Raw genomic sequence first — 23,847 nt, 5'->3', positions numbered from 1 at the left:
TGCATCAGTTTGTCGCCAAAAACTTTTTCAAGGCAGTATTCATCTGATCCAGTTGAGTAAACAATTCCACTTGCTTTGCCGCGGCCATACTCAAATCATTCGTCTTACCAAAATGCTCTAATTCCCTCGCCAGCGACTCAACCGGAACCGCGCAAAAATTACCAACCAGCCCCTTCAGTGTGTGTGCAGAACGATACAGTAACTCGCTGTCTTGTCGCGCCACGGCATCGGTAATTTCTGCCTTGTACTGATCACAGGCGTCAAGAAAAGAATGGGCGATAATGTTGACGATCTCTGTGTCAGCATTCAGTAAAGCCGCCTCATAATCAAATGATGTGTTTTCTGTCGGCATATCTGTGTTTGAAGGTAGGTTATTCATGTCAGTTTTCGCACTTTGCAGTGCCTGCTCTGCGGTCACGTTGGTATTCTGCGCCAATTGTTTCAGTAATTCTCTTAACAATTCCGCCTTGATGGGCTTGGATAAATAATAATCCATACCCGCTTCATGACATCTTTCCCAGTCGCCGGGCATGGCGTTGGCCGTCATTGCAATGATAGGGGTATGTCGGCCATCGTCATGCGAGTGTTCTGCTTCGCGGATACGTTGCGTTGCCTCGACACCTCCCATTTTCGGCATCTGCATATCCATAAGAATGGCATCAAACTGTTGCCGTGAAAACTGCGACAGCGCATCCAGACCATTTTCTGCCACAGTAGCAATATGACTCCATTTATTCAAGAGCGCGAGAATCAGTTTCTGATTCACCGGATTATCCTCGACAACCAGAATGCGTAATGGCGGAGAAGAATATTGCGTACTATCCAATTGATCCTGAACACCCGCCGTCGTTTTTTTATTCTCACCTTTCACGACGGTACTGATGGCATCGTAAAGCTCGGACTGACTCACAGGTTTTAAAACGTAGTTTGTCATGCCTAATCCCTGGCAATCCAAGAAACCCTCACGCGAGCCTGCGGATGAAAGCAACACTGTTTTAGACTTTAATTCTTCATATTCTGAAGCAAGCCGGGTCAAAAATTCGAAGCCGCTCATACCGGGCATACAGACATCAAGCAGAATCACATCGATATGTTGCCCATCAGATTGCATCTGCGTTAGCAACCGTAGCGCCTCGTCTGCAGATGTAGCAGCAACGGGCTTTATCTTCCATTTTCTCAGCGTATCGGAAAAAAATAAGCGATTAACAGCATTGTCGTCAACAATCAGCGCAGTCATGCCAGCAAAATCCACCACTCGTTTTGAAGCACGATCTTTTTCAGCTTTTGCCAAGCTGATCGTAAAGTAAAACGTGCTCCCTTTCCCCGGTTCGCTATTGAGCGCGAGCAAGCCGTTCATACAATGAACAAGGCGGGATGAAATTGTCAGGCCAAGGCCAGTCCCCCCATATTTACGCGTCGTTGACGTGTCCGCCTGACTGAATGCATCAAAAATACTGCTTTGTTTTGCTTCCGGAATACCGATGCCGTGATCCGTGACCGCAAAATAAATATCGAGTCGTGACGTGTTTTCATGTGCCAGTTGGACATCAACAATCACCTCACCTTTTTCACTGAATTTAATCGCGTTACCAACGAGATTCGTCATGATCTGACGCAGGCGCCCAGGATCACCGATCACGATTTCCGGAATAGCCGCATCTATTTTATAGACCAGTTCTATGCCTTTTTCCGACGCTCTGAGCGACAACGCCCTCAAACACGAAGCAACCAATTCCCGTAAAGAAAACTCGATTCTTTCCAGCTCTATCTTTCCGGACTCAATTTTCGAAAAATCCAGAATATCGTTGATGATACTCATTAAAGATTGGGAAGATAATTTAACCAGTTCAAGATATTCGCGTTGTTCACCACTGAGATCAGTGTCCAGTGCCAACTCCGTCATTCCGATGATGCCATTCATCGGCGTTCTGATTTCATGGCTCATTGTCGCCAGAAACTCGCTTTTTGCTTTATTCGCTGCCTCAGCATCATTTTTTGCCTGAAGCAGATCAGCCTCAAACCGGAGTCGCTCAGTGATGTCCCTGCACGATCCATAGATGCTGCCATCAGGCAAAAGCGCGGCATTCAATTCAACCGGGATGGTATCCCCATCTTTTTTCAGCAAGGTAATCTCGGCACGGAGATGCTTCTCCTCCAAGATATGACACAAAAAATTGCGTATCGCCAGCTCCCGGTCTGCTAACGGCAATAAGTTATACATACTGCTGCCAAGCAGCCCGACTCTGGAGTAACCCAGCATATTCGCGGCAAGATCATTCACATAAACCAATTGCTGACTCGTGTTCGCAACAAACACCGCGTCAGCAGCATTGTCGAGCAACATCCTTTGTCTTGCCTCACTGTCCCGAAGCGCCCGGTCTGTTGCTAAACGGTCTGAAATATCTTTAAAGACAGCGACGGAACCAACTATCTTGCCATGATCAATAATTGGCGATGCGACTATCGACACAGGAAAAAGACTGCCGGACTGATGCTGGAAGTATTCGAGATCAGAACGAAATACTTCACCGGACATGATTGTTTGATGTATCGGACAATCCTGATTCTGAACATGCGCACCATCCGGACGTATAGAGTGCACCAGATCGTGAAGTATTTTCCCTTTCAAATCAACCAGACTCCGCCCCAGAATTCGCTCTGCCTCAGGGTTAAGAAACGTACATACCCCTTGTGCATCCAGCGTGTACACACCTTGTCCAAGGTTATGCATCATGTTTTGCATCAGCGTCTGATTGGATTCTATCTTTTCACGTAAGCGCCACTGTTCCGTGATATCAGTGCGAATGGAAATATATTGATATGGTCGCTGATGATTATCCAGAAAAGGAACGATAGTCGCATTTGTCCAATAGTAGCTACCATCCTTTGCCTTATTACGAATTTCCCCGTGCCAGACATGACCACTGGTAATCGTGCTCCACATATTCTGAAAAAAAGCCAGCGTATGTAATCCGGAATTAACGATACGATGGTTTTGCCCTATGAGTTCAGCGGAACCGTACTTACTGATCTCGCAAAATTTTTCATTGACATAAATGATCGTACCACTGGAATCTGCCACACTGACAATGGCATGCTGATCTAATGCAAACTGCTGTTTTTGTAGCGCCGTCAACGCTGACTTCAGCTTATCCGAACTGATATTTTCATCAGAACTTTTTCCCGATGAAAAAAATAATTGATCGTTCGTCGCTTTCAAGGTCGGCGGAATTTGATTGCCGCTTTCACACTCCTGCTGCAAACTGGCATTTGCGTGCGATAACGCATCTGAATTTGGCCTGAGACGCTGCCTGCACTCAGCCAATTCACTATCTGATCGCTGGTAGTCCAGATCGATCTGGGCAAAAAAATGCCGCATGCCACGTAGCACCTGTCTCGTACTGTCGCTCATCGCTGGCATGTCTGACAGTTGCGTCAATTGCTCCAGCTCTCCCAGCACAGTTTCTAGCTGCTCCTCACTGTGTATACCAAGCGAGTTACTGTTTTGAAGCAAAGATAATATATGTCGCATCAAATACTCTTTGCAGTCGCGGTATTGATCATGATCTGATTATCTATCGGCAGGGTTTTGATTGAAGGGGAACAGCAGCACGTTTCATACGAAAAATAATATCTGTTTTTTGTACGCAAACATGCCAGACCGCTATGAAAAAAATCATTTTTTATTAATTCTAATCATCCTTGTACAGATTTTTGACCGCCAATATCCTATCCAACCCGGCAAAGAAGGCATCGACGCATAAGGGGTCAAAGTGCTGGCCAGATCCATCACGTAAATGGGCAAGCGCATCTTCGTTATTCCATGCTTTTTTATACGGACGTTCAGATGTCAGGGCATCAAAAACGTCGGCAACGGCGACGATTCTCGCAAACAAGGGAATTTTTTCACCAACCAACCCATTCGGATAACCGCTACCATCGAACTTTTCATGGTGTGCCAAAGCGATCTCCGCACCCGTCGTCAGCAGGTTGGACGAGCTACCCGCCAGGATTTCATAGCCAAGCAGGGTATGCTGCTTCATCACAGAAAATTCATCTGGTGTCAACTTGCCAGGCTTTAATAAAATGCTGTCCGGGATACCCACTTTACCGACATCGTGCATCGGTGCTGCCTCCAGAATTAAGCGTTGATCCTCTGACGACAAACCTAATTGCTCGGCGATAATTTTCGAATAGTTGGCCATGCGGAGAATATGGGCACCGGTTTCCGGATCTCGTGACTCGGCGGCTTTTGACAAGCGAAAAACAGTTTCTCTTTCCCGCTCTAAAATTTCAGTAGTCGCCTTTTTTACTGATTCATCAAGCCACATCGCCTTGTCCTCCAGAAAACGCTGGCTTTTACGCAAAGCCAGCATATTCCGGGTTCTTGCGAGAAACTCAATTTTATCGATAGGCTTGATCAGAAAATCATTCACCCCGGCATCAAGTGCCTGGTAACGTAATTCGAGTTCATTGTTGGCGGTGATCATCAGAACGGGAATGTCGTGACACCCTTCCAGCTCACGAAAACGCCGGATAAATTCAATGCCATTCATTGCCGGCATCATGTAGTCGACCATAATCAGGTCGGGTACATTGTTGGCGCACCATGCGAGCGCTGCCCCCGGCTCACTGAAACTTACCGACTTACATTTATCTATTTTCTTTAATAGCAAACACAGCAATGTAACGTTGATTTGTGCGTCATCCAGCACCAATACGTTCATTTCCATTAAACATCCCCCCAGAGTACATCTGGTCAGCAAAACCTCTGCACAACTTCTGTCGGCAGCAACGGTTTTGAGTTTAACTTATCTGTATTCAGGAGAAATAGGGAATAACAAAATTTATCCTTTCACCGGATAAATAATGTCATAGACAAAAGCAAGCAGACCACTACTCTTCGATAGCGATATTTGCGGGGAATTGCACGGTGAATTTGCTGCCAACGCCGGGGGTCGAGTCGATCAGCAGTTGCGCTTTATGTCGCAACAGTACATGTTTAACAATAGCCAATCCCAAGCCGGTTCCCTGTGTTTCACGCGAGCGACTTTTATCGACCCGGTAAAAACGCTCCGTCAGACGGGAGATGTGCTCAGGACTGATGCCTATACCGTTATCCGTGACAGAAAATTTCGCCCCTTGCGGAGTGTTGATCCAGCTGATATGAATTTTTCCTTCTTCTGGTGTATAGCGGATAGCGTTTGTCACCAGATTAGTCAGTGCACTGCGTATTTCATCCTTGCTGCCACGGATGTCGGGACCATCGATTTCCAGTGTAATCAGGTGGCGTCCGGCGGAAAGCGCCTCTGCTTCCTGCAAAATTTGCTCCAGCAAGCCGCGCATATCAACGGTTTCAACACGTAACAAGTGATCCATGGATTCGAGGCGTGTCAATGTCAGCATATCCTCCACCAGGCGCTGCATACGCTCGCCTTGCTCCGTCATCAGTTTCAGATGCGAATGGCGGATTGTGATATCCAAATCCGGCTGTAAAGAAGCAATTTCCAAAAAGCCGTTAATGACCGTCAAAGGAGTGCGTAACTCATGGGATGCATTCGCGATAAAGTCGCGACGCATCATATCAATACGTTCAGATTCTGTAATGTCGTGCGTCACCAGAATCTGACGCCGGTTTTCAAACGGAATAATATGTGCGATCAGCTTACGGTCACGAAATGACAGCGTCAGTGGCGTTTCATAGCGTCCCAGAATAATGTAGTCCATAAACTCGGGCGTGCGCACCAGGTTTGTGACGCGCATTCCTTTGTCTTTTGCCAGACTCAGCCCCAGATGACTTTCAGCAGCGGGATTACACCATTCAAGAAATAAGACGTCATCCATGATGACGACGCCATCAGGTAACAACGTCATTGCCTGGCGAAAACGTGCCAGCCATTCAGTCAGCTCTGCCTGATTTTTTTCATCTCCCCTGCGCGATTTATAAAGCCGGGAAAAAATATCGGTCCATGCGCCCCAGCCATCCGGCAAGCGTGAACTGGCGGGATTATCCAGCCAGTCCGCCAGTCTTTGCAGATAAAAAAGCTGTAACAGAACCAGCCCCGACATCGCTATAAAACCAAGCAATAGTCCGGTTACAGCCCCCCACAGATATGCGGCGATACCGGTAGCAATGATAATAAGCAAGGCGCGAATAGAGCTGGAAACCCAGAAAACAAGACGTGGAGACATGAAAATCCCTGATATTTTTTTAATTTTGGGTAGAAATGATGGTACACAAAACCGGATTGACTGAGAAACAATATTCAATGCCGATCAAAACAAGTACCGATACTGATAACACTACTTTCAAATATAAAAAACAACCACATTCATACTATGTTGAATGTGGTTGTTTTTCATATTTCAGTGGCTGCCCACAACGAGAGCCCATTACTTTTCAGACAGCATATAACCAACGCTACGCACTGTTTTAATCAGAGACTCTGCAGATTTCAAGACTTTACGCAGACGCAGAACGTGCACGTCAACGGTACGCTCCTCAATCACGACGTGATCACCCCAGACTTTATCAAGCAATTGGCTACGTGAAAAAACGCGCTCGGGGTGTGCCATGAAAAACTTCAGTAATTTATATTCTGCATGGCCAATATCGACTTTCTGATCATCAATTTTGACGGTACAGCTAATCGGATCAAGTACGACATTACCTGCCGCCAGTGCGGTCTGTGCGTGTTCAGGACTCTTGCGGCGGAGTAAAGCCTTCATCCGCGCAGTCAATTCACGAGGAGAAAATGGCTTTGTGATGTAATCATCTGCACCATGATCCAAACCAGCAATTTTATCTTCCTCCATACTTTTCGCGGTCAGCATAATGACAGGAATTTCATTGAACTGGCGGTCAGAGCGGATTTTGGAAAGCAATCGTAATCCGCTCTGGTCAGGCAGCATCCAGTCGAGCAGAATCAACTGCGGAGTGCGACGTTGAATAAAATCCCACGCCTCGGCAGTATTATTGACGGCGAAAGTATTCCAACCTGCTGCACGCAGGGTAAAACTGACTAATTCAACAATCGCTGGTTCGTCTTCGACAATTAATATTGTGGTATCAGCAGCCATTATCTGTATTTGATTTCTCAGTGTTTCTGATCTTGTTTGACAGCGACATAATCCGAATGACGGATATCTTTGCCTTCAACAATGTAAACCGTATATTCGGCAATATTTTTCGCGTGATCAGCTATTCGTTCTATCGCTTTTGCGACCCATAAGGTGTCGAGTGCTGACGAAATCGTGCTCGGATCTTCCATCATAAAGGTAATCAGATTACGCATAATGGAGCGGAAATCATTGTCAATAATTTCGTCCTGGGCAATCAGCTGAACGGCTCTTTCACCATCGAGCCGGGCAAAAACATCCAATGCCTGGTGCAGCATATCAGCGACGCTGGCAGCCAATACACGAACGGTGTCATGGCCGTTAAACATAGGGATGCTGCGCCGATTGAGTTGGCCCTCTTTCGCAATACGGGCAATTTTGGTTGATTCATCACCAATACGCTCAAGGTCGGTAATCACTTTGCCAGTCGCGACAACGGTACGCAAATCATTTGCGGCTGGCTGACGTTTCACAATCAACTGGCTGCACATGTCATCGAGTGCAACCTCTAACCGGTTCACTTCCAGATCAGACTGAATGACGATTTCAGCCTGTTCTGCATTGCCTGTACGAAAACAGGACATCGCATCATGGAAATGGCTTTCTACCAAACCGCCCATCAACAAGACCTTGGAACGTATCGTTTCCAGATCACTGTCGTATTGTTTTGAAGAGTGTTCGCCTGTCACAGGTTTCTCCTGAATTCTTGTAATCGCGATAAATATAATTAACCGAAACGACCGGTAATGTAGTCTTGTGTTTCTTTTTTGACCGGATTCATGAAAATATGATCCGTCTCGCCAAACTCGACCAACTCACCAAGATACATATAGGCGGTATAGTCGGAACAACGTGCCGCCTGTTGCATGTTATGCGTAACGATGGCGATCGTGTATTCCTCTTTCAATTCATTAATCAGCTCTTCGATTTTTACGGTCGAAATCGGATCCAGCGCAGAAGTTGGCTCATCCAGCAAAAGCACATCCGGTTTCACTGACACACCGCGAGCGATACAGAGGCGCTGTTGCTGACCGCCAGACAAACTTAAGCCACTTTTATTTAGTTTATCTTTGACTTCAGTCCAGATCGCCGCTTTTTTCAGAGCCCATTCAACTCGCTCATCCATCTCGCCCTTAGAAAGATTTTCATACAAACGCACACCGAATGCGATGTTGTCATAAACGGACATAGGGAAAGGCGTCGGCTTCTGAAATACCATACCGACTTTGGCACGTAGTAAATTAATATCCTGATCGGCATCGAGAATATTTTTGCCGTTGTAAATAATCTTACCTTCTGCACGTTGGCCAGGATATAAATCGTACATACGATTTAAGGTGCGCAACAAGGTTGATTTACCACAACCTGAAGGACCAATAAAAGCAGTGACTTTTTTATCGAAAATATTCAATTTGATATCGCGCAGGCTACGGGTAGTACCGTAGAAAAAATTCAGCCCGTCGATCTCGATCGCTTTTTTCTGTGTATTTGCTGGAGTAGTAGTCATATCGATGCTCGAATTAATGCTGTGTTTTTTGGTTAAACAAGGTACGCGACAAAATATTCAGAAGCAGAACACTGAAGGTAATCAGTAATGCACCGCCCCATGCCAGTTCACGCCAGTTATCGTAAGGACTCATCGCATACGAATAAATGACGACAGGAAGATTTGCCATCGGACTATTCATGTTGGCACTGAAAAACTGGTTGTTCAATGCGGTGAAAAGCAAAGGTGCTGTCTCACCGGAAATCCTGGCCACAGCAAGCAAAATACCTGTCACCACACCGGCTTTGACTGCGCGCAATCTCACCAGCAGTGCAACTTTCCAGCGAGGTGCACCCAATGCAAATGCAGCTTCGCGCAGACTTGCAGGAACCAGCCCCAACATATTATCGGTAGTACGGACAACGACAGGAATCGCAATTAATGAAATCGCCACGCTGCCTGCCCAACCGGAAAAATGTTTGACGTTAGCCACATAAATGGCATATACAAACAAGCCGATCACGATGGAAGGTGCGGACAACATAATGTCCGTCACAAACCGGGTGATACCGCCGAACCAGCTCTTATCGCCGTATTCAGCAAGATAAATGCCCGCCAGAATCCCGACCGGAGTAGAAATCAATGTTGCGGAACCAACCATCAGAAAACTACCGACGATCGCATTCATCAAACCACCGCCATCACTGCCCGGAGCCGGCGTTGATTCAACAAACATGGCAAGATTAATCGCAGAAAACCCTTTAATTAACAAGGTAAAGAGGATCCACATCAGAAAAAATACGCCAAACACCATCGCAATTGAGGATAAGGCGATGCCAAGCCGGTGTACCAGCAAACGGCGGCGATACACTGGATTTTGCGCTGCCTGAGCTTTAGAAATATCCATTATTTTGTACCTTCTTTTCTGCTCAAACCGAGCAACATCAATTTAGCGGCAGATAACACTATGAAGGTGATCACAAACAAAATTAAACCTAACAGGAATAAAGATGATGTATGCAAAACTGTTTCAGCTTCCGCGAATTCGTTCGCAAGCGTGGAGGCAATACTATTACCCGCAGCAAATAAGGACCAAGACAGTTTATGTGCGTTACCAATCAGAAAGGTCACCGCCATCGTCTCACCCAATGCACGCCCCAGGCCCAACATAACACCACCAACGACGCCGATTTTTGTGTATGGCAAAACGATTTTTCTGACAACTTCCCACTTAGTACATCCCAGACCGTACGCCGACTCTTTCAGCACTGGTGGCACGACTTCAAAAACATCCCGCATCACGGAAGAAATGAAAGGAATAATCATAATCGCGAGAATCACACCCGCCGATAAAATGCCCAGCCCTATCATAGGACCGGAAAACAAAATGCCTATCACTGGCAATTTACCCAGTGTAGAGGCCAGAGCCGGTTGGATATATTCGGAAAATAACGGAGCAAAAACAAACAAACCCCACATGCCGTAAATAATGCTCGGCACCCCCGCCAAAAGCTCGATGGAAGTTCCCAGCGGACGCTTCAGCCAAGCCGGGCAAATTTCAGTAAGAAACAGGGCAATGCCAAAACTGACGGGAAAAGCAATCAGCAAAGCAATTACAGAAGTAGCGAGCGTTCCGACGATCGCGATCAGACCGCCGTATTTATCATTCACCGGGTCCCACTCTATTGTGGTAATGAATGCAAAACCAAATTCTTGCATCGCAGGAATCGCGCGCAGGAATAACGAGGCAATAATACCCAGTAGTACAACTAAAACAAGCGCTGCGAAACTCAGAGTCAGCTTGTGAAAGAAAAAATCTTGCCAGCGTTGACGACGCATCACTGCCGCCATTCTTGCGGCACTCAGTTGTGCGGGCTGAGTGTTCTCAGCGTTCGATATATTCTGGCTTGATGATGGTGCTGTCATATTGACGGAAAACGTTGGTGTAGGCATAGGTGTCTTTCCACCGAAAGGCGACTCAGGACACGCCTGAATCGCCTCACTTAAAATAGCTCTGCTAATTCATCAATCGAATCAGTGAACCGTATTTACTTCGCATTTACTTCATTTATTACTTCAATTACCAAATCGCTTTTGCAGACGCGTCTTTGATTTTTGCTTTCCAGCTTTCTTCAATCAACTTAACAACCGGTGCTGGCAAAGAAACGTATTCCAATTCAGCAGCCATTGCACCGCCATTTTTAAATGACCAGTCGAAAAATTTCAGAACTTCCTTACCCTTTGCAGAATCAGCCTGAGTTTTGTGCATCAGAATGAAGGATGCACCAGTGATAGGCCATGTGATTTTACCTGGTTGATTTGTCAATACCAGATACATGCCAGGCGCTTTATTCCAATCAGCGCCAGCAGCCGCTGCTTTGAAGTTTTCATCATCAGGTTCAGCAAACTGTCCATCCGCATTTTTCAATGTGGTGTAAGTCATTTTGTTCTTTTTAACGTAGGCATACTCAACGTAACCGATTGAGTTTTTAATACGTTGAACGTTGGCAGCAACGCCTTCATTGCCTTTACCGCCCAAGCCTACAGGCCATTTAACCGCAGTAGAAGAGCCCACTGCTGTTTTAAACTCTGCATTCACTTTACTCAGGAAATCTGTCCACAAGAATGTGGTACCAGAACCATCAGAGCGATGAACAACAGTAATATCTTCCGCTGGCAATTTTACGCCTGGGTTAATCGCGACGATTTCCGCTGCATTCCATTTAGTAATCTTACCCATGTAGATGCCTGCGAGAAGATCCCCGGTCATCTTCAATTTACCTGGAGCGATACCTTCGATATTCACGACAGGAACAACACCACCGATAATCGCAGGAAACTGCATCAACCCTTCAGCATCCAACTCTTCGATTTTCAAAGGCATATCAGAAGCACCGAAATCAACAGTTTTCGCCTTGATTTGCTTGATACCGCCACCGGAACCGATGGACTGATAATTCAGACCGTTGCCAGTAGCTTTTTTGTAAGCTTCAGCCCATTTTGCGTAAATTGGGTAAGGAAATGTAGCGCCAGCACCAGTAATGTCTGCTGCGTGAGCAACAGAGAATGTAGCAGCCACACCAACTGCTGCGACCAGGGATTTAATGACACGATTGATTTGCATGTTCACCTCTAAGGTTAAATAACAGGTATTCGTTACTACGAGACGGACTTTACAATCGAATTATGACAAGATAATGACTTACCAAAACAACCCTGAAATATTTAATTTCATAATGATTTTTTGTCATAAACTTGTCACACCATATCACTAGAATAGTGAGTTACATATATATGACAGTCTTTATGACACGCAAACACATATGCCGAATCAAGATGTAATGAACTCTACAACTGACAGTGACGCCAAAGAGGATAGCTTAGGCGACACGCCTAAAGATGCCACCCAGAACACCAAGCAGACCCGGGGCGCCAGTTCGAGTAAAGCAAGTTCCACAGAACCTTCCAGAGCCGCCATTTTTCTTGACCGGGAAATGTCGCAGATCGCATTTAACTGGCGTGTGCTGGCTCAGGCTGAAGACAAAAGCATTCCATTACTTGAGCGGCTTAAGTATTTATGTATTGTTGGCAGCAACTTAGATGAATTCTTTGAAGTCAGGGTCGCCAGTCTATTGGCACAGAATACAATTGACGGAGAGCTGGTTCAGCACCCTGCTTTTCTGTCAACACTGAAACGTATCAGCTCTGAATGTCACCAGTTAACTGAACGTCAATATGAACTGCTGAATCAAGAAATTCTGCCGCAGCTATCCAAAAAAGGGGTGCATCTGCTGCGTCACTCTGAGCGGAATGACGCACAAAGAGCCTGGGTGAAATCTTATTTTGAACGAGAGGTGCGGCCTTTACTGACGCCAATCGGTTTGGACCCTGCACATCCTTTCCCGCAAGTCGTTAATAAGAGTCTTAATTTCATCGTATCACTGGCAGGAAAAGACGCGTTTGGTCGCGGCACTGCAATCGCGATTGTTAAAGCACCCCGGGTTTTACCCCGCATCATTAAACTTCCAGATGAATTATCAGTAGACGGTCAGTCTTTTTGCTTACTTTCATCGGTGATTCACTCCCACATTGCAGATTTATTTAATGGCAGAGATGTCATCAATTATTCGCAATTCCGCGTCACCCGCGACAGCGATTTGTGGGTTGACGAGGAAGAGGTAAAAAACCTGCGTCAGGCATTGCAAGGCGAATTACAAACAAGACAATTCGGAGCCGCAGTACGGCTGGAGGTGGCAAAGAACTGTCCAGAAGATTTGTCGCGCTTCTTATTGGAGCAATTTTCTCTCGATCAGGACCGACTGTATCCCGTAGATGGTCCCGTCAATATGGTGCGCCTCAGCGAAATTGTCGATCATGTTAAACAGCCGAGTCTGCGCTTCCCGCCATTCTCGGCGAAAGCGATCGGAAAATATTCACACACCGACATCTTCACCTTGTTACGCAAGCAAGATATCTTGCTGCACCATCCGTTTCAGCCTTTCCAGACCGTCATCGACTTTATCCGCTCAGCATCGCTGGATCCAAACGTGGTTGCGATCAAGCAAACCATTTACCGCACCGGCATGAACTCTGATCTGATGGAGTCACTGATTACCGCTGCCCGCTTAGGTAAGGAAGTCACCGTCATCGTCGAGTTAATGGCGCGTTTTGACGAAGAAGCCAACATCAACTGGGCAGATAAACTGCAACGTGCCGGCGCACAAGTCGTCTATGGCGTAGTGGGATTAAAAACACACGCAAAGCTTGCATTGGTGATACGGCGTGAAGAAGCGGGCGTTCTCAGACATTATGCCCACTTAGGAACAGGCAATTACCATCCATCGACTACCCGTTTTTATACAGATTTCGGCCTGCTAACCGCTCATCCCGGTATCGCGGCGGAGGTGAACGAAGTCTTTATTCACCTGACAGGTCTGACCAAGCCAAAAAAACTGGAATACCTGTGGCTGGCGCCATTTGCATTGCAACCGCAAATCATCAAAGCCATTCGTAACGAGGCTCGTATTGCACGCGAAGGCCGGCCTGGCCGCATTATTGCAAAAATGAATGCACTACTGGATGAATCGGTGATTCGCGCTCTGTATGCAGCGTCTGCAGATGGCGTAAAAATTGATCTGATTATCCGTGGTGCATGTGCCTTGCGTCCCGGCGTACCCGGCTTATCAGAAAACATACGCGTCCGCTCGGTCATTGGTCGTTTTCTCGAACATAGCCGGATTTATTATTTCCGCAACGACCTCGCGCATGACGTGCATCTCGCCAGCGCCGATTGGATGAATCGCAATTTATTCCGACGGATCGAAGTTGCTTTTCCGGTATTGGAGAAATCCCTCAAGAAACGCATCATTTCTGAAGGGCTGGATCCCTATTTGAAAGACAATGTCAACGCTTGGGTACTTGGCTCTGATGGTCAATATGAACGCAAAAAAGCGCGTAGCAAACAGGCCAACTTCTGTGCACAACAATATCTGATGCAACAACTTGGATCATTGTCAGCTTCGGAAGACGAATAATGGATTTAATACTCTGGCGCCACGCGGAAGCTGAACCGGCAACCGAAGAAATAGCAGATGAATTCAGAAAGCTGACAGGCAAAGGGGTTAAACAGGCTGGCAAAATAGCGTACTGGCTGGATAGTACGCTGCCTGAAACATGCCGTATTCTTGTCAGCCCGACGATACGCACCAGAGATACTGCCGATGCCCTTGTTGCTTGCGGCAGAAAAGTCAAAATTGTTCCTGAACTGGGACCACAGGCATCAGCGCAAGACATTCTGCGGATTGCCAACTGGCCAAATAACCGCGAGCCGGTCGTCATCGTAGGTCATCAGCCATGCCTGGGACAGGTCGCCGGACACTTACTGGGTCACGTCTCGCAGGGATACAGCATACGAAAAGGAAATGTATGGTGGCTATCGCAGAAACAACGCGAGGCGGAAGAGGTAACAACCTATCTTAAAGCGGTGATGTCACCTGATCTGGTTGTCAGATAACGGCAATTACGAAGGAGAGAACATTTCCAGTAAAGCCCGGCTCCCGGCTATAAAGTCCAGAAACAATCAGCAAGGCGTGGCTTTGCAAAAATCAAACCGTGACACTCGTTGCGCTGACATCAAGTTGAATATCAGCGATATTGTCAGCCGCATCATTATCAGTCGGATGTATCACGTCATGCCAGGTGATCAGACGTAATTCACCTTTTGCATCTTCGACTAAAGCCGATAAGCTCTCAACCCAGTCACCGTCATTGCAATACAGGATACCGCCGATATCACGTATTTCTGGTTTGTGAATATGCCCGCAAATAATGCCATCAACCCCGTTTCTACGCGCCTCTTCGGCCAGCGCATCTTCAAACTGAGTGATATAACTGACCGCATTTTTTACCTTTAATTTCAGGTATTGCGACAGCGACCAATACGGCAATCCGGCTCTGGCGCGCCAGTTATTAAACACCTGATTGAATTTCAAAATCACGGTGTACAAACTATCCCCAACATAAGCTAGCCATTTGGCGCAGGCGATCACACCATCAAATCTGTCACCATGCAATACCAGCATACGTTTACCGTTTGCGGTTGTATGTACCAGTTCGTCGCGCACTTTGATACCGCCAAAATCCAGGTCGATGAACTGGCGGATCGATTCGTCATGATTCCCGGGAACAAAAATGACATTTGTCCCCTTGCGCGCTTTTTTCAATACTGTCTGCACTACATTATTATGAGTCTGATCCCAATACCAGCGCCGTTTGAGCTGCCAGCCGTCGATAATATCGCCAACCAGATAGAGTGTTTCCGATTCTGTCGCTTTTAAAAATTCCAACAGTTTTGCCGCCTGGCAGCCGCTGGTTCCCAAATGCAGATCTGAAATCCATATCGTCCGGAAATGCGTGATATCACGCTTTTTCGTATGATGTAATTTCTTATTCAGGAACTGGTCAGCGGGCTTCAATCTGCTTACTCCTCAGTGCCGTAATGACGTGCATAGCGATTATCCAGATTGGACAATGGCAGCATCACAAACAAATCCGCACTATGGAAGTCAGGATCCCAGGCGGGGTCTCCGCACACCCATGCGCCTGCCCGCAGGTACCCTTTGAGCAAAGGAGGAATTCTGGCAACAACATTGCTGGTATCGATTTCGTCTAGGGGAAAAGGTACGTGCGGTGTCACACGATATTCCAGCGGACAAAAATCACTCGCCGATAAACTACGATAAATTGCCGCAGCATTCTGACCACCATCAGTCAGACTGATACTGGCACAGCCAATCAGGTGCGAACAACGTTCACGACGCATGTAAGCGGCCAGGCCAGCCCACAGCAGCATAATGACGGCGCCACTGCGATAATCAGGGTGGATACAGGCACGTCCGGCTTCGGCAACACTACCTCGAATATTCTGTAACCGGGATAAATCAAATTCAGTCTCTGAGTAATAACGTCCCATCTCGCGCGCAGCATTTGGGCCAAGAATTCTGTAGGTACCGACGACTTTCAGCGTCTTGCTGTCACGAACAATCAGGTGATCACAATAGGTGTCGAACTCATCTTTATCCAGCCCCTCAGGATTGGACAGCGCCGACAGGCCCATACTTTCTATGAACACCTTATAACGCAAACGTTGAACTTCTTTGACCTCTTCTGTGGTCGTCGCCAAACTCAGATTGAGTTTAGAAAAACTGGGATTAGCATCCGCTGGTATCGTGAGTAATCGCATTCCTCGTCCTTGTGTAGTCTCAAGATGTCATTCATTCGACGAACGAAGAATAGAGGACGATTACTTCAACAAGATGACAGTTAGATGTCGGTTTTATGACAGACAAAAATACAACGGCGCTGAAGATCCGGGAACGGTCTTCAGCGCCGCAATAAGTCAGAACGAAGAGGAAATCGTCTGCCTGGAGCAGGAATTACTTCTCTTTTTTAGGGCGTCCAGCCTTCAGCGGAGATAAATCGTTGATCAGCTTTCTGAGATTGGGAATATCTGTGTTATTGAGCAAAACCAGGCCTATTCTCAATAACTGACTCTTTTTGACTTCGATACCAGCCTTCAGGCAAGCTTTTTTTACCTGACCAAGCACGGCGTATTCCGCTTCAGGCATGGTAAAGCTGTCACGTACCAATTTCGGCTTTTTCAACTTCTCTTCCGACTGCGGAAGCGATTTCGCGGTTGATGGTTTTCTTGCCGATGGTGTTACTACAGCTTCCACTTTGGCGACTGTTTTTACACCCACCGTTTTCTTTGCTGCTGATGCAGCAGCGACCTTTTGTACCGGGACTTTCTTAGTAACAGACGTTCGCGGAGTACTTACTACTTTTTTAGGTGTAACCGTAGCCATTTCAGCCCCCAATTAAAAAACTTAAAAATAATATAAACAATATATCGTTAAACAACAAAGGTAAAGAATAACTTCAAGACATGACAAGGGCATTACCAATACGCAACAAAGCAAACATCCGCCCTATTCTCTTTAATCGATCACCACAATCAACCGTGTTAAATCAATTCTGTCGATATCAGGCCAATTTTTATTTATTGAGAATGCAGATTCAGGCTGAAAAAGAGAATTCTCCAGGGGTTGTCTGGCTATTTCTTCGTAGGGCTATCCGTCATGATCACCTCGGGCATGGCCTTCCGCCATTCTGACGGTGTACACAACTCCCATCTGACATTCGGCGCATAAAACAACGCCGCCTGAGTTCTGGACAGATGATAAAAAGATGGTTGCTGAACCACCTTCACCACACCGTTACTGACAAAATATTCCAGAGAAAATCGTGGATAAGCCATCACTAAGCCACCACTCACAAATGACACGTCTTCTGGCTTGATAATCTCTGCAACCTCAGCTTCACTTGCGCCAGTCAGCACATTTTTTAAACGTAACAAGGTTTTTTGGAAATGATCCCGGTCAACCGAAGAGTCCCAGGCAGAACTCAGTTTTCTAAAAATATTCAAAGGGTTCGTCCCCATATCGACCAGAGAACTGACCTGTGACAACGTAGGATCATTGACTACTTCAACAATGCTACGCAAACCCGACTTGCCAGTGAAGTGCAGATCAACGTCGCTTATCGGAACACTGGCGTCCAACAAGGTTTCTGTCCAGATATCAGCATCCTTGGCCCAATGATGCTGCACCGCAGTTGCATAACCTCGGCAACTGTAAAATGCCATCGCATCTTGTTTTGACACTTGTGCAGTCAGTTTATTTTCGACAAAAATCAAACCGCCGATATCACCTTCGGTGAAAGCCATATATGCAATCGTACGGCCTTTCGTATCACTGGCTTCAAAGCGTTCGCGCAGAAATTCTGCGGGAATCGCACTGACAATCTGGCGTGCATTCAGCGTTGTATCAAGTCTGATTTCCTTACCGCTAGCACTGGAATGCATTACGCCGACCTGATCAGCGCTTTCCGCGTGCAGACAGGGGCTGAAGCTGGTCGCCACGATCACCACTATTGCTGGGGTAAACAATGAACGCCGCATACTCATTTTTCTGTCAAGGTTGCAGGCGAAGATATAAGATTCATTATTTTACATCGCCAGATATTAAGGTTGATAAGATGCTTGGCATACGTCAATCCATCGGCACAGTTCTGTAATGATTGACCTCTGCAGCAGTCACGAATGCAGCTTTGTTCCCCCAACTGTTTCTGATGTAGCTAAGCAAGATAGCAACCTCGCCGTCACTTAATACGGGTCCAAATGGTGGCATGCTGTAAGGTCGGGGATTTAATTGCGTTACAGGAGAAAAACCTCCCGCAAGTATTACCAGTAAAGGATTAGCAAGTGAATTCATCTGCAAGCCAGGATTCCCTTTGAGCGCCGGGTATACAGAGGCAAATCCTTCGCCCTGAGTACCGTGGCAATCCATGCAATGAGTTCTATACAGTACAGCGCCTTGCTGCATCATTTGCTTTTTCGTTTGTTCATTGCGATCAGGCTCGCTCAACGCCTGATCAAGCGCACTGACGCTATCCGCTTTCGTTACTGGAATGGCCTGTAAATAGGTGGTCATTGCACTGATATCAGCATCGGTCAGATATTGCAGGCTATCAAAGACCACTTCTGCCATCGGCCCGCTCATGACAGATTTGTGGTTAACGCCCGTTTTGAGCAAAGTCGCGGCCTCATTTTGCGTCCAGTTCTGCAAGTGCGCTTCATTGGCATGCAACAAGGACGGCGCATACCATTGACTCTGCGGAAGTTCCCCGCCAGAAAAATCACTTACCCCATCATTCGCACCGAAAACATTACGCTGACTATGACACGCACTGCAATGTCCCAAACCCTTTACCAGATATGCACCTCGATTCCACTCAGGAGATTTTGTTTTATCTTCTGCAAATACAGCAGGTTTGAAATACATGGCACGCCAGAATGCCAGCAAACGCCGCTGGTTATAAGGAAAGCGTAATTCATGATCCGGATTTTTCTGAGAGATCGCTGGTATCGTCTTCAGAAAGGCAAACATCGCCTCTGCATCCGCTCTGCTTATCTGAGAGTAATTAGGATACGGGAAAGCAGGATATAAGAGCCGTCCATCCTTTGCCTTACCAAAATGCAAGGCAAGCCAGAAGTCATTGAAAGTCCAGCTCCCAATACCGGTGAGACTATCCGGGGTAATGTTTGGTGAAACAAAATTACCATATTCCGAACGCAATATCCTGCCGCCAGCGTAGGCAGCACCGCCCTTGACCGTATGGCACCCAAAACAGTTACCCGCCCTTGTCAGATACTCACCGCGACGGATGAGTAGCGCCCTGTCGGTCGACGTACCGACAGACACCAAAGACGCATTCCCATCAACCCTGTAACCGACAAAGTAAGCGTACACACTGATACCCGTCAGCAGGAACAGCACGACAACAAAAAAACGGATAAGCATTTTCTTCATACAGAGGTCGTCTCCAGAACAACTCGCATCGCATTCATCATTTTCCGATCAGCTTGTCGCATCTTGTGATATTCAAAGTGGTAAAACTTTACTTGCGTCGTTTCAATGATGTATGAAAGGGCCAGACCGATAGCCATCAAAATCCACAAGTCCAGATAACCAGGTTCTGTTATCTATTTAATTTGCTTATCCTCAGAAACGCTGCCGCATTGCAGAGGTAAGCGAAAGCGAGGAATATCCTTAGCGCTGACAGCAATCCCGTTGTCCGGCACCGTTTGTGAGGCCAGCCAGGCGGATGCGGCAGCAATATCCGCAGGTGCCAGCTTTTGCGCGACCTGCCGCATACAGTCAGGCGCATGCGCGCGCCGGCTGCCGGTCTGCCAGGCACCCAGTTGTGCAACAATATAGTCTCGTGGCAAACCGAGTACGCCCGGAATAAAGGGAGCAACTCCGGTCATTTTTTCGCCGTGACAAGAAATACATGCCGGTATTTTTTTCTGCTGATCCCCCTCCATCACCAGCTCTCGCCCACGCACCATTATTGCCAGGCTAGCCTCAGTTGGCTGCGGAGACGCATAAGGGGGGTGCTGATCAGCAAAAAAAGCCGCAATTTCCTGAAGATAGACATCACTTAAGTTACTGAGCAGAGAATTCATCAGTGGATACCGGCGTTGACCGTCCCTGAAATTTTTCAGCTGATGTAATAAGTATCCTTCTGGTTTTCCGGCGAGGCGAGGGTAATAGCCATCGCTCGCCGCCCTGCCCTGCGCACCATGACATGAGGTGCATGCTTTCAAACGCTGCGCCAGCGTATCGGGAATATTCTGCGCCAGCGAAGGCAAAGCAAATACTCCCCCCGCCAGCAAAATACAGTTTAAAAAATTACGATGATTGAGCATGGTGCGTCTCAGAATAAATTAGCCATCTTTTTTATAAAAGCCGAATGCCTGCGACATCTCATTTCAGCTCAAGCACTGCGCGGTTCTCTTTCCATCTATTATCGGTATTAATTAAAAAATATGCACAATTTTTCCATTCCGATTTTACTCGTCCGCCCGCAAAGCCTTTAAACACAAGGTTCTCCCATGAGGTGCGAATTAAACGCTACAATGCGCACCTCATTTTTATTTTCAGGAAACGCATACAAAACTTGTCAAGCGGTGCCAAGCCGAGGATAATCTCGCCCTCGCGTCTCTTTCCGAGAACCAGTTTGAGCAAAAAATGATTGAATCGCTTTCACCAGCGTAGCCCGCTTTTACCAGCGGGCTTTTTCATCCGTGATACCGTTGATCGCCAGTGCAGACGACCAACAGATTATCACCATTGCCATCGCCATACACTATTGACAAGACTTTGTTGTCGCACTCGACTTTGTTACATGAAAACCAGCTTAACTGACTCAACTATTCCCGCTCAAAAAACTGGCGCCACACTCACTCTGGGTAAAAAAACCCTGCAGTTGAATCGTGCTGCGGCAGCTGCGCCATCCAACGCAGAAACGCCTGCAACGCCAACAGCGGAAAAAATGGAAGAACCTCAAATTAGCACACCAGCAGCACCCGTCATGGTCGTGACGAAACGCCGTTCACGCATGCAGCCCGTCATGGCTGAAGCGATCATTGCGCCGGCAAAAGCGTTAACAGCGGAAGACATCGAAGCAATGAGCAGTATGCCTTTTGATGAAACCGAACTGGTAGTCGTCGATAGCTCCAGCATCGCGGCAGAAACACTGCCGCCCACTACTGACAATGCAGAAGCACGCGCCGAGCAAACAGCTGAAGTGCCTGCAAAGCCAGAATTAAAAACAGAAATTCGCGCTGATCTGAAAGCCGGATTGCAAACTTTATCCGGCGCAGACATTGCAAAGCCGCGTGCCGCCGTTATCCGCAAAACAGAACCCAAAGTCGCAAAAAAATTGCTTCTGTCAGATCAGCCTGGCGCGAAACCGGCACCGACGACGGTAAAACGCGAAGCACGCATAGGCTCAGGTAAATTTGCACCGGCAGCACCCGTCACAACACTAAAACCAGTAACTCCAGTTGCTGCTCCAATCAGTGCTACGTTGCGCACTGCCAGCATTGCTGACAAACCTGCATTTGCAGACGCGCCGCGAGCACCCGCACTGTCAACACATGTGACGCCAGTATCAACCACTCCGATTCAGGCAAAAGCCACGACGATCGTTGCAACGCCGGTTAAGTCAGAGCCGGTAGCGAATACTGCAGCCGCGTTCAGCAATATCGATACGTCAAACTATGTCTTATCCGGTAGCAAGGAACCTGCAAAACGTGGTCGGAAACCATCGGAATTTCAGTTTGAAAACGACGAAATACAAGCGCTGAATGCCGCTGAATCTGCAGAACTGAAACGGGCAGCCAGAGCAAAAAGTAAAAAATCAAGCGGCGCGCTCAATGAAGAGCAACTGGAACAATATCGCAAACAATTAACAAAGTTAATCCGCCTCGGTAAAGACCGTTCGTATCTGACCCATGCTGAAATTAACGATCACTTGCCGGAAGAAGTCGCTGACCCGGAAATGATTCAGGACGTTATCAGCACGCTCAATGACATGGGCATTGCGGTGTACGATAAAGCGCCCGATGCTGAAATGATGTTGCTGACAGATAATGTTACGATTGTCGTCAGCGATGATGAAGCCGAATCCGTTGCAGCGGCGGCACTGGCAACTGTTGACTCTGATTTCGGTCGCACGACCGACCCTGTGCGCATGTATATGCGTGAAATGGGTGGCGTCGAACTGCTGACCAGAACTGGTGAAATCGAAATCGCCAAACGCATAGAAGACGGCCTGAAAGACATGGTACAAGCGATCTCCGCATGTCCTGGTACGATCAGGGAAATTCTGCTGATCGCAGAAAAAATTGAAAAAGATGAAGTACGCATTGATGACATCATTGATGGTCTTCTCAATCATGAAGAAAATGATGTGTCGGCATTATTGCTAACTGATGGCGACGACACGGATGAGGTTGACGACGACGATGACGCTGTCAGCGATAACGTCGGCGGCATCAGTGATGAACAATTACAACAGTTAAAGACAGGGTCGCTGCAAAAATTTGCGGTTGTCGCCAAGCGTTTTAATGACATGCAAGCTGCACGAGCCAAGGATGGCTATGGCTCAACCGCCTATGTGGCTGCACAGCAAGCGATTTCCCGCGAATTGCAAGGCATGCGTTTCACGGTAAAGACGGCAGAAAAGCTTTGCGATACTTTGCGCAAACAAATGAAGGATTTGCGCAACACTGAAAAGCAGATGCTGGAACTATTGGTGAATAAATGCGGTATGCCACGCGCCTATTTCGTGGATATGCTGCGCACACATGCAACCAATACGGCGTGGCTGGAACATGAAATGCAATCGGTTCAGCCTTATGCAGCAGTCCTGTCACGCCAGATTCACGCGGCACGGGAACTACAACAGAAATTCATCCAACTGGAAGAACGTGTTGAGCTGCCGTTAAGTGCTTTGCGCGACATCAATAAGCAAATGATCGCCGGTGAAAAACGTTCCAGCGAAGCAAAGCGCGCGATGACGGAAGCGAACTTGCGTCTGGTGATTTCCATTGCAAAAAAATATGTGAACCGTGGCTTACAATTCCTGGATCTGATTCAGGAAGGTAATATCGGACTGCTGAAAGCGGTAGATAAATTCGAATACCGTCGCGGCTATAAATTCTCTACCTACGCAACATGGTGGATACGTCAGGCGATTGCCCGCGCTATCGCGGATCAGGCGCGGACGATACGCGTGCCGGTACACATGATAGAAACCATCAACAAGATGAACCGCGTCAAGCGCCAACTCCTGCAAGCAAGTGGTCTCGAACCTGAGCCAGCCGCGATTGCCGAAAAAATGGGCTTACCGGAAGTGAAAGTACGCGAGATTCTGAAGATCGCAAAAGAACCAGTTTCTCTGGATGTACCTATCGGTGACGATGGTGACTCGCAGCTCGGTGACTTCATTGAAGACAGTATGACAATGTCGCCGATGGCTGCCGCCATGCAAGCCTCGGTACAGCAAAAACTGAAAGAAGCACTCGATTCATTAAGCCCGCGCGAAGCGAAAGTATTGCGCATGCGTTTCGGTCTTGAAACCGCGAGCGAATTTACACTGGAAGAAGTTGGCAAGCAATTTGAAGTCACGCGCGAACGGATACGCCAGATCGAAGCGAAAGCAATGAAGAAATTACGTCACCCAGGTAAAGCTGATCATCTGAAAGGTCTGATGGAGAATCAGTAAGCAGAATCAAGCTTCGATGCCGATGCTGTTTGCATCACACAGAAAAATGC

General features: G+C 47.2%; 18 protein-coding genes. 3 read left to right on the top strand and 15 right to left on the bottom strand.

All coding sequences use genetic code 11. The features are described 5' to 3' along the window. Positions 1-4 precede the first annotated feature (4 nt). The 9 genes from H8K29_RS13725 to pstS all read right to left on the bottom strand — a co-directional run bounded on the left by H8K29_RS13725 (position 5) and on the right by pstS (position 11,729). A complete protein-coding gene (locus tag H8K29_RS13725) occupies positions 5-3,532 on the bottom strand; it encodes a PAS domain-containing hybrid sensor histidine kinase/response regulator (RefSeq protein ID WP_186898023.1) in 3,528 nt (1,175 codons plus the stop codon). Positions 3,533-3,692: 160 nt separating this feature from the next. After that, positions 3,693-4,733 (bottom strand): HD domain-containing phosphohydrolase, encoded by a 1,041-nt coding sequence (locus H8K29_RS13720; protein WP_370527195.1) that lies wholly within the window; start codon positions 4,731-4,733, stop codon positions 3,693-3,695. Positions 4,734-4,896: 163 nt separating this feature from the next. Then, a complete protein-coding gene (gene phoR / locus H8K29_RS13715) occupies positions 4,897-6,192 on the bottom strand; it encodes a phosphate regulon sensor histidine kinase PhoR (protein WP_186898022.1) in 1,296 nt (431 codons plus the stop codon). Between the two features lie 201 nt (positions 6,193-6,393). Then, positions 6,394-7,080, bottom strand: a complete 687-nt coding sequence (gene phoB / locus H8K29_RS13710) for a phosphate regulon transcriptional regulator PhoB (protein ID WP_186885228.1) — start codon at positions 7,078-7,080, stop codon at positions 6,394-6,396. A 17-nt stretch (positions 7,081-7,097) separates the two neighbouring features. After that, positions 7,098-7,808 carry a phosphate signaling complex protein PhoU gene (phoU, locus tag H8K29_RS13705; RefSeq protein WP_186885227.1) on the bottom strand — a complete coding sequence of 237 codons (711 nt, stop codon included), beginning with the start codon at positions 7,806-7,808 and terminating at the stop codon, positions 7,098-7,100. A gap of 38 nt (positions 7,809-7,846) precedes the next feature. Beyond that, positions 7,847-8,626 (bottom strand): phosphate ABC transporter ATP-binding protein PstB, encoded by a 780-nt coding sequence (gene pstB, locus H8K29_RS13700; protein ID WP_186885226.1) that lies wholly within the window; start codon positions 8,624-8,626, stop codon positions 7,847-7,849. Positions 8,627-8,639: 13 nt separating this feature from the next. Further along, a complete protein-coding gene (pstA, locus tag H8K29_RS13695) occupies positions 8,640-9,512 on the bottom strand; it encodes a phosphate ABC transporter permease PstA (RefSeq protein ID WP_186885225.1) in 873 nt (290 codons plus the stop codon). Then, a complete protein-coding gene (gene pstC, locus H8K29_RS13690) occupies positions 9,512-10,531 on the bottom strand; it encodes a phosphate ABC transporter permease subunit PstC (protein WP_186898084.1) in 1,020 nt (339 codons plus the stop codon). The genes pstA and pstC overlap by 1 nt, the downstream gene beginning before the upstream one ends. Positions 10,532-10,685: 154 nt before the next feature. Next, complete coding sequence (gene pstS / locus H8K29_RS13685) at positions 10,686-11,729, bottom strand: phosphate ABC transporter substrate-binding protein PstS (RefSeq protein WP_186885224.1); 1,044 nt, start codon at positions 11,727-11,729, stop codon at positions 10,686-10,688. 217 nt (positions 11,730-11,946) lie between these two features. Between pstS and ppk1 the strand changes: the two genes are divergently transcribed. After that, positions 11,947-14,139, top strand: coding sequence for a polyphosphate kinase 1 (ppk1, locus tag H8K29_RS13680; RefSeq protein WP_186898021.1), 2,193 nt, complete (start codon positions 11,947-11,949; stop codon positions 14,137-14,139). Next, on the top strand, positions 14,139-14,618 hold the full coding sequence (locus H8K29_RS13675) for a histidine phosphatase family protein (RefSeq protein ID WP_186885222.1): 480 nt from the start codon (positions 14,139-14,141) through the stop codon (positions 14,616-14,618). Before ppk1 ends, H8K29_RS13675 begins: the two co-directional genes overlap by 1 nt. Before the next feature lie 91 nt (positions 14,619-14,709). Here the strand turns inward: H8K29_RS13675 and H8K29_RS13670 are convergent, their stop codons facing one another. The 6 genes from H8K29_RS13670 to H8K29_RS13645 form a co-directional block, all read right to left on the bottom strand. Further along, positions 14,710-15,579, bottom strand: a complete 870-nt coding sequence (locus H8K29_RS13670) for a UDP-2,3-diacylglucosamine diphosphatase (protein ID WP_186898020.1) — start codon at positions 15,577-15,579, stop codon at positions 14,710-14,712. Between the two features lie 5 nt (positions 15,580-15,584). Then, the gene (locus H8K29_RS13665; RefSeq protein ID WP_186898019.1) at positions 15,585-16,346 is read right to left on the bottom strand and encodes a GNAT family N-acetyltransferase; all 762 of its coding nucleotides are present in this window, start codon (positions 16,344-16,346) and stop codon (positions 15,585-15,587) included. A gap of 193 nt (positions 16,347-16,539) precedes the next feature. Then, positions 16,540-16,968: a hypothetical protein gene (locus H8K29_RS13660; protein ID WP_186898018.1), complete on the bottom strand. Its 429-nt coding sequence runs from the start codon at positions 16,966-16,968 to the stop codon at positions 16,540-16,542. A gap of 248 nt (positions 16,969-17,216) precedes the next feature. Continuing rightward, positions 17,217-18,122, bottom strand: a complete 906-nt coding sequence (locus tag H8K29_RS13655) for a hypothetical protein (protein ID WP_186898017.1) — start codon at positions 18,120-18,122, stop codon at positions 17,217-17,219. A gap of 91 nt (positions 18,123-18,213) precedes the next feature. Continuing rightward, entirely contained in the window at positions 18,214-19,533 is a 1,320-nt protein-coding gene (locus H8K29_RS13650) for a cytochrome c (protein ID WP_186898016.1), read from the bottom strand. A gap of 173 nt (positions 19,534-19,706) precedes the next feature. Continuing rightward, positions 19,707-20,432 carry a cytochrome c gene (locus tag H8K29_RS13645; protein ID WP_186898015.1) on the bottom strand — a complete coding sequence of 242 codons (726 nt, stop codon included), beginning with the start codon at positions 20,430-20,432 and terminating at the stop codon, positions 19,707-19,709. A 479-nt stretch (positions 20,433-20,911) separates the two neighbouring features. Between H8K29_RS13645 and rpoD the strand changes: the two genes are divergently transcribed. Beyond that, positions 20,912-23,797 carry an RNA polymerase sigma factor RpoD gene (gene rpoD / locus H8K29_RS13640; protein ID WP_370527194.1) on the top strand — a complete coding sequence of 962 codons (2,886 nt, stop codon included), beginning with the start codon at positions 20,912-20,914 and terminating at the stop codon, positions 23,795-23,797. Positions 23,798-23,847 lie beyond the last annotated feature (50 nt).

Origin of the sequence: Undibacterium sp. CY21W (assembly GCF_014284265.1) — a bacterium.
GTDB classification, from domain to species: Bacteria; Pseudomonadota; Gammaproteobacteria; order Burkholderiales; family Burkholderiaceae_D; genus Undibacterium; species Undibacterium aquatile.
The sequence above is the reverse complement of the archived record's forward strand: the minus strand, read 5'-3'. Positions and strand labels throughout refer to the sequence as shown.

Coding starts and splice junctions, on each gene's coding strand:
- H8K29_RS13645 (WP_186898015.1), bottom strand. CDS start 20,432: ATGCTCAATCATCGTAATTTTTTAAACTGTATTTTGCTGGCGGGGGGA.
- H8K29_RS13650 (WP_186898016.1), bottom strand. CDS start 19,533: ATGAAGAAAATGCTTATCCGTTTTTTTGTTGTCGTGCTGTTCCTGCTG.
- pstC (WP_186898084.1), bottom strand. CDS start 10,531: ATGACAGCACCATCATCAAGCCAGAATATATCGAACGCTGAGAACACT.
- H8K29_RS13655 (WP_186898017.1), bottom strand. CDS start 18,122: ATGCGGCGTTCATTGTTTACCCCAGCAATAGTGGTGATCGTGGCGACC.
- rpoD (WP_370527194.1), top strand. CDS start 20,912: ATGAAAACCAGCTTAACTGACTCAACTATTCCCGCTCAAAAAACTGGC.
- ppk1 (WP_186898021.1), top strand. CDS start 11,947: ATGAACTCTACAACTGACAGTGACGCCAAAGAGGATAGCTTAGGCGAC.
- phoR (WP_186898022.1), bottom strand. CDS start 6,192: ATGTCTCCACGTCTTGTTTTCTGGGTTTCCAGCTCTATTCGCGCCTTG.
- H8K29_RS13720 (WP_370527195.1), bottom strand. CDS start 4,733: ATGGAAATGAACGTATTGGTGCTGGATGACGCACAAATCAACGTTACA.
- H8K29_RS13665 (WP_186898019.1), bottom strand. CDS start 16,346: ATGCGATTACTCACGATACCAGCGGATGCTAATCCCAGTTTTTCTAAA.
- H8K29_RS13660 (WP_186898018.1), bottom strand. CDS start 16,968: ATGGCTACGGTTACACCTAAAAAAGTAGTAAGTACTCCGCGAACGTCT.
- pstB (WP_186885226.1), bottom strand. CDS start 8,626: ATGACTACTACTCCAGCAAATACACAGAAAAAAGCGATCGAGATCGAC.
- phoB (WP_186885228.1), bottom strand. CDS start 7,080: ATGGCTGCTGATACCACAATATTAATTGTCGAAGACGAACCAGCGATT.
- H8K29_RS13725 (WP_186898023.1), bottom strand. CDS start 3,532: ATGCGACATATATTATCTTTGCTTCAAAACAGTAACTCGCTTGGTATA.
- pstA (WP_186885225.1), bottom strand. CDS start 9,512: ATGGATATTTCTAAAGCTCAGGCAGCGCAAAATCCAGTGTATCGCCGC.
- pstS (WP_186885224.1), bottom strand. CDS start 11,729: ATGCAAATCAATCGTGTCATTAAATCCCTGGTCGCAGCAGTTGGTGTG.
- H8K29_RS13675 (WP_186885222.1), top strand. CDS start 14,139: ATGGATTTAATACTCTGGCGCCACGCGGAAGCTGAACCGGCAACCGAA.